General features: G+C 74.0%; 4 protein-coding genes and 1 pseudogene. 1 reads left to right on the forward strand and 4 read right to left on the reverse strand.

The features are described 5' to 3' along the window. Positions 1 to 131: 131 nt before the first annotated feature. The 4 genes from GXW76_RS24675 to GXW76_RS24690 all read right to left on the reverse strand — a co-directional run bounded on the left by GXW76_RS24675 (position 132) and on the right by GXW76_RS24690 (position 4,214). Positions 132 to 1,583 carry a hypothetical protein gene (locus GXW76_RS24675; protein ID WP_211864793.1) on the reverse strand — a complete coding sequence of 484 codons (1,452 nt, stop codon included), beginning with the start codon at positions 1,581 to 1,583 and terminating at the stop codon, positions 132 to 134. Between the two features lie 495 nt (positions 1,584 to 2,078). Further along, complete coding sequence (locus GXW76_RS24680) at positions 2,079 to 2,462, reverse strand: carboxymuconolactone decarboxylase family protein (RefSeq protein ID WP_211864794.1); 384 nt, start codon at positions 2,460 to 2,462, stop codon at positions 2,079 to 2,081. Positions 2,463 to 2,550: 88 nt separating this feature from the next. Further along, the gene (locus tag GXW76_RS24685; protein WP_211864795.1) at positions 2,551 to 2,973 is read right to left on the reverse strand and encodes an OmpA family protein; all 423 of its coding nucleotides are present in this window, start codon (positions 2,971 to 2,973) and stop codon (positions 2,551 to 2,553) included. Beyond that, positions 2,970 to 4,214, reverse strand: coding sequence for a cupin domain-containing protein (locus GXW76_RS24690; RefSeq protein WP_211864796.1), 1,245 nt, complete (start codon positions 4,212 to 4,214; stop codon positions 2,970 to 2,972). The genes GXW76_RS24685 and GXW76_RS24690 overlap by 4 nt, the downstream gene beginning before the upstream one ends. 117 nt (positions 4,215 to 4,331) lie before the next feature. Between GXW76_RS24690 and GXW76_RS24695 the strand changes: the two are divergent. Beyond that, positions 4,332 to 5,996: pseudogene (locus tag GXW76_RS24695) on the forward strand (NAD-glutamate dehydrogenase); the annotation flags it as partial.

Raw genomic sequence — 5,996 nt, forward strand, 5'->3', positions numbered from 1 at the left:
CGCGGTGACGTGCAGCAGCGCGGCCGGCGCGGCGCATTCGCCCTGGGCCCAGGTGCCGCGCATCGCCTCCGGCACGCCCTGTGCGGCTGCCGGCGCCGCGGCCAGCAGCAGCGCGGCGATCAGCAGGCGCCTCATTGCAGCACCACTTCCACGCCGGCGCAGAGGTCGGCATCGGGCAGCCTCACCTCCCGCCCGTCGCGGAACACGGCGATGAGGTCGGCGCGGCAGGGCACGCCCTCGGGCGGGGCGAAGTCCAGCGCCTCGCCCGCGCCGAGCACGGTACGGCCGAGCCGGTCCGGCCCGCGCGGCGCGCCCGGCGCATCCGTGTAGAGTTCCGCCACGGGAATGGCCGCGGCGTTGCGCAGCCGTACGCTGCCCGGGCGCGGGCCGGTGTCGGGCGACTCGCCCTCATCCAGCCGGTCGGCGAGCGTCCAGCCCGGGCGCAGCACGATGATGGCGACCTCGCAGAGATTGATGCCGGAGCGTTCCTCCGCCGCGCGGCGTTCCTCGAAGACGACGCGCAGATCGACCTCGCATTCCCGCAGCCGGGCCGAAACCTCCCGCCGCTGGCCGCGGGGCAGCACCTCCTCGCCGAGGCGGTCGGGGCCCCAGTCCTCCTCGGCGCTGCCGGAGAGATAGACCTCCTGCACCATGGCGCCGTGGCGGTTGACCAGGGTGACGCGGCGCTCGGGCGGGCGCGGCGCGCCGGAACCGTCGAAGGCGATCTCGCGCTGGGCGCAGAGATCGACGCCGGTCTTCACCTCCTCCGCATTGTCCTCATAGACGGCGCGCATGTCCCACAGGCAGGCGGCGCCGCGCAGGCGCAGGCTGAAGGCGGCGCCGGGCGGCACCATGTCCGTGCCCAGCCGGTCCGGCCCCCAGGCCAGGGGCGCGCGCGCCGAGGCATAGAATTCCCGCATCGTGCGGTCGGAGGCGTTGGTCACCCGCGCCTCGCGCCGTGGCGCGCCGGGGTCCCCGAAGGTCACGCCCGGCCCGCGGCAGAGGTTCACCGCCTGGCGGGTTTCCTCCTCCCCGTCCTCGAACACGGCCACCACGTCGAAGACGCAGTCCCGCGTGCGGCCGAGGCGGATGCGGAAGTCGCGGCCGGGCTCGATCACGTTCTCGCCCAGCCGATCGGGGCCGCGGCCGGCGGTGCCGGGCGGGGCGGCGAAGACCTGCAGGACCGTGGTGTCGGTCTCGTTGCGGACGGTCGCCTCGCGCAGCGGAATGGCGGGGTCGCCGAACTGCACGCGGCGGTTCTGGCAGATGTTCTGGCGCCGGCGTTCCTCGGTGCCGTCCTGGAAGACGGCGCGGAATTCGACGGTGCACTGGCTGCCGCCGATGCGGGCGCGGAAATTGCCCCGGTCGGGCACGGTGTCGGCGCCGAGCAGGTCGGGGCCGAATTCCGCCGCGCCCGGAGGCGCCGCGAAGAGTTCCCGCAGCGTCTGGCCGGACTGGTTGACGATGGTGGCTTCGCGTTCGCGCGGCGGCTGGGGGGCGGCGGCGCGCGGCGCGGGCTGCGCGAGGGCAATGATCGGGGACAGGACGAGGCAGGCGGCCATCGCCAGGGAAGGCAGGCGCATGAAGGGCCTTTCGGGGGGGGGAGGCAACTCGCCACCATGATGCGGGGCGCCGTGGCGCGCGCAAGCGCAGGCAGGACACGGTCCGCGGGAAAAGCGCCTCGTATCGACCCCGCGAATTTCGCCGCATCGGCAACGACGCCAGGCTGCCGACCGCAACGGCCAGTGGCCCGGGGCCGAAGGCCGCGCGATTTCGGCGCCGGGGCTCCCGTTCCTTCCGTGGCATGCCGGTCTGCGTCCTTCGCCGCTGGTGGGGCGAAGGACGTGGACAGGAGACTGGTGTCCGGCCCGCGAAGGTCGCTGGACTTCCGGCGAACGGAGCGGACATGCAGGCCACTGAAAACAAGGGCCAGTGGCCGGAGAACGAAGTCCGCAGGACCTCGGAATCATGACACTAGAGCAGATCCCGATCAGGTGGACTCACCTGATCGGGTGAAGATGCTCGCAAGAACAAAGGCCTGGAGCGGTGTTCGTGAGCCGAGGCGAACGGAAACCGCTCTAGAGAAATGCCGGGTCGATCGGCACGCGCAGCGATTCCGCCAGCCGGTTCGTCTCCGCCGCCATGCCGAGCACGGCGAGCAGTTCCCCGTGCATCGCCTCCGTCATGCCCTTCGCCTTCGCCGCCGCCGTGTGGGAGGCGACGCAATAGGCGCAGCCCGCCGCCGCCGAGGCCGCGAGGTAGAGCATCTCCTTGGTCAGCGGGTCGAGCGCGCCGGGCGCCATCACCTGCTTCAGGCTGTCCCAGGTGCGGGCGAGCGTCGGCGGATGCACCGCCAGCGCCTTCCAGAAGTTGTTGACGTCCGGCACGCCGCGCGTGGCCTTGATGTCGTCATAGACGGCGCGGACCTCGGCAGGGGCCTCGGCGTATTCGATCAGCGGCATCAGGCGGGCCCGCGCGGCGGGGAGACGGGCATCGGAGCCTCCGGACTGGACACCGTCAGGCTACCACCGCCCGCCGCGCGCGACAGGGTCACGGCGCCGGCAGCACCACGACCGTCACGGTGCGGGAGGGCGGCTCGACCGAGCGCACCCGCGGGCTGAACTGCGCGCTGCGCGCCTCGGCCCGCAGGCGTTCGGGCGCGATGCCGCGCGCCGCCAGCGCCTGGGCCACCGCGCGGGCACGCTCGGCGGCCAGGCGGATGGAGGTGGTGGCCCCGCCCTCCTGCCCCGCATGGCCGAGCAGGCAGGCGACGCGCCCTTCCTCGGCGCGCAGCGCCTCCTCGGCGGAAGCGAGGGCGGTGCGCGCGGCTTCGGTAATGCGCGCACTGCCGCGGGCGAAGGGCACGGCGAAGACGTCGTCCTCGATGCGCTCGGCGCCCACGCAGTTGAAGGCGGGCGCCTGTGCCAGTGCCGGCCCAGACGCCACGATGAGCAGGAAGGCGAGTCGGATCATGCCGCGGCCAGCACCCCCGCTTCCTGGAGCCGGGCGATCAGCGCCGGCACGTCGAGCGCCGGATAGGCCTGGCGCAGTTCCGCCTCCGTGATGGCCGGGCGGCCGAGGATCCAGGCGGCCGCCTCGACCTCGCCGTAGGACATCGCGATGACGCCCGAAGCGGTCTTGAGGCCGAACTCGTTGCCTCGCCGCACCGGCCGTGCCTCCGCCGCCACCCGGAAGGCGGGACCGGAAGGCGCCGCGGCGGCCGGCGCGGGGGGTGCCGCGGTCGGTGCAGGGGCGGCGGGCGCCTCCCCGCGCGCGGCGAGCAGGTCATAGGACCCGCGCTGGAAGCGATAGTCGCGGATGAAGCCTTCCAGCACCTCGATCACCTTCGGGTCGCGGGCGAGGTCGCCCAGCCGCGCCGCCAGCAGCGCCGCGCGCTGCGTCAGCGCGTATTTCGCCGCCGCGCTGCCGTCCTGCCGCGGCAGGGGCTTGCGGAACTCCGCGTCGTAGAGCGCGCGCTCGGACAGGATGTGCAGCAGGTCCATCCCCAGCGGCGCGTGCACGCCATAGGCGATGTGGACCGAGTTCGGCGCCTCGGCCAGCGCGTCGTGGTACCAGCCGCGCGGCAAATAGAGCACGTCGCCCTTGCGGACCGTGACCTTGGCGCGCAGCGCGCCCCGGGCCTTGTCGTGGTGCTCCTGCTTCTGGCCACGGAAGGCCGGGTGCGGGATGGGCCATTCGGCGCGGCCTTCCCAGATGTTCCAGGTCTTCTCGCCTTCGACCTGCACCGCCCAGACGTCATGGGTGTCGTAGTGGGAGTGGAACGCCTTGTGCGACTGGAAGGAGATGTAGACGTTCGCCTGGCTCTTCCCCAGGCCCGCCTCCTCCAGCGCGGTCGAGACGGCGGCGAGGCCGGGCGTCAGGCTGTCCACGTCGTTCATCACGATCGAGGCGCCGCGCCGCACCCAGTCCTGCACCTTCTCCGCCACCGGCTGCAGGACGGGGGCGTTGTCGCGGGACGTCGCCTTCACGCTGTACTGCGCGGGCGGCACCGGCACGCTGTCCATGACCAGCCTGAAGCTGTTCTCCGACCAGGCATGCGTCATCGAGAGCAGGCGGTTGATGCCCGCCCAGTCGAGCACGTCCGCGAACTTGCCCGCCGCGCCCTGGATGTGCAGCGGCGCGCGGTCGTAGTGCTCGGCGAAGAAGCGCTCGGGCGTGATGGGCGCGAGCAGGTCCTGCAACGTCATCTTCATGCCGGTATCCTAGCCATGCCGCGCGGATCGCGTCAGCGTCGTCCGTGAGGGCCACGCTGGACGGGGCCGGAGGGCAGGCGCAGGCTCGCCCCGGCGCAACCAACGGGAGGGAGCGACATGGCGGACGATCTGGCGGCGCAGGCCGACACGACGCGGGAGGAGGTCCTGCGAGCGGCGGAGGAGGCCCTGGCGCGGCTTGCCCCTGCCCTCCCGGCCGATGCCGCGGCCCTGCTGCGGGCCCTGCATGCCGCCGTGCCGACCGCCGAGCTCGCCGCCGAGTCGCCCGAGGCGCTGGCCGCCGCCGCCGCCAGCCTGTTCTCCTTCGCCGCCGAGCGGACGCCGGGCACGGCCAAGGTCCGCGTGCTGCCCCCCGGCCCGGGGACCGGCCCGCGCGCGGTGGTCGAGATCGTCAACGACGACATGCCCTTCCTGGTCGATTCGGCCCTGGCGGCGCTGGCGCTGCACGGGCGGTCGGTGGCCTCGCTCCTGCACCCCATCCTGCGCGTCCGGCGCGATGCCTCCGGCCGGCTGCTGGGGCTCGATCCCGCCGCCCCGTCGCGGGAGAGCATGATGCGCATCGCCCTCGGCCCCGCCGGGCCGGTGCTCTCGGGGATGCCGACGCGCCCGGTCGAGGGTCTCGACGCGCTGGAGGCCGCCCTCGCCCGCGCCATGGCGGATGTCCGCGCCACCACCACCGCCTTCCCCGCCATGCTCGCCCTGCTGCGCGGCGCCGAGGCCGAGGTCACCGCCGCCGGCGGGCCGGAGGGCGAGGAAGCCGCCGCCTTCCTGCGCTGGCTGACCGAGGACAATTTCGTCCTGCTCGGCCACCGCCGCTTCGCGATGGACGGCGGCGCCGGCCTGACGATGATGGGGAGCGAGAACCTCGGCCTGCTCGCCGACCCCGCCATCCCCGTCTTCGACGCCTTGCGCGACCTTTCGGCCGTGCCGCCCGCGGTGCGCATCGCGCTGGCGGACCCGGCGCCGCTGACGGTGGCCAAGGCGAACATGCGTTCCACCGTCCACCGCCCGCAGCACGCCGACGTGGTGGCGACGCGCATCTACGACGCGGCGGGGCGCGTGGTGGGCGGGCGGATCTTCCTCGGGCTCTTCGCCGCCTCGGCCTACAACCGCAACCCGCGCTCCATCCCCTTCCTGCGCCGCAAGGTCGATCGCATCCTGGAAATGGCGGGCGTCGAGGCCGAGAGCCACGACGGCCGCGCGCTGCGCAACATCGTCGACACCTGGCCGCGCGACGAGTTGTTCCAGGCGCCGGAGGCCGCCGTGCTCGCCGGCGCGCGGCGGGCGCTGGACCTGACCATCCGCCCGCGGGCGGCGCTGGTGGTCCGCCACGATCCCTTCGAGCGCTTCGTCTCCGCCATCGCCTGGCTGCCGCGCGACACCTTCGACACCCGGCTGCGCGAGCGCGCCGGGCACATGGTGGCGCGCGCCTATGGCGGGCGGCTTTCCGCCGTCTACATCGCGCTCGGCGACGCGCCGCTGGCCCGCGTGCACTACATCATCGCCACCAGGCCGGGCGCGGTGCCGGCGGTCGACGATGCCGCGCTGGAGGCAACCCTCGCGCAGGCGGCGCGCGGCTTCGGCGAGCGGCTGGCGGAGGCGCTGACCGCCGCCCATGGAGAAGGCGAGGCCGCGACCGCGCTGGCCCGCTGGCGGGACGCCTTCCCCGCCGCCTATCGCGAGATGTCGACGGCGGCGCAGGGCGTCGCAGACCTCGCTTTGGCGGAGCGGGCCATCGCCGCCGGACGGCCGCGCGCGGACGTG

Source organism: Neoroseomonas soli (assembly GCF_018129065.1).
GTDB classification, from domain to species: domain Bacteria; phylum Pseudomonadota; class Alphaproteobacteria; order Acetobacterales; family Acetobacteraceae; genus Neoroseomonas; species Neoroseomonas soli.

Bases quoted from the DNA above. Each gene is read 5' to 3' on its own strand.
- GXW76_RS24675 (WP_211864793.1), bottom strand. From the start codon at position 1,583: ATGCGCCTGCCTTCCCTGGCGATGGCCGCCTGCCTCGTCCTGTCCCCG.
- GXW76_RS24680 (WP_211864794.1), bottom strand. From the start codon at position 2,462: ATGCCGCTGATCGAATACGCCGAGGCCCCTGCCGAGGTCCGCGCCGTC.
- GXW76_RS24685 (WP_211864795.1), bottom strand. From the start codon at position 2,973: ATGATCCGACTCGCCTTCCTGCTCATCGTGGCGTCTGGGCCGGCACTG.
- GXW76_RS24690 (WP_211864796.1), bottom strand. From the start codon at position 4,214: ATGAAGATGACGTTGCAGGACCTGCTCGCGCCCATCACGCCCGAGCGC.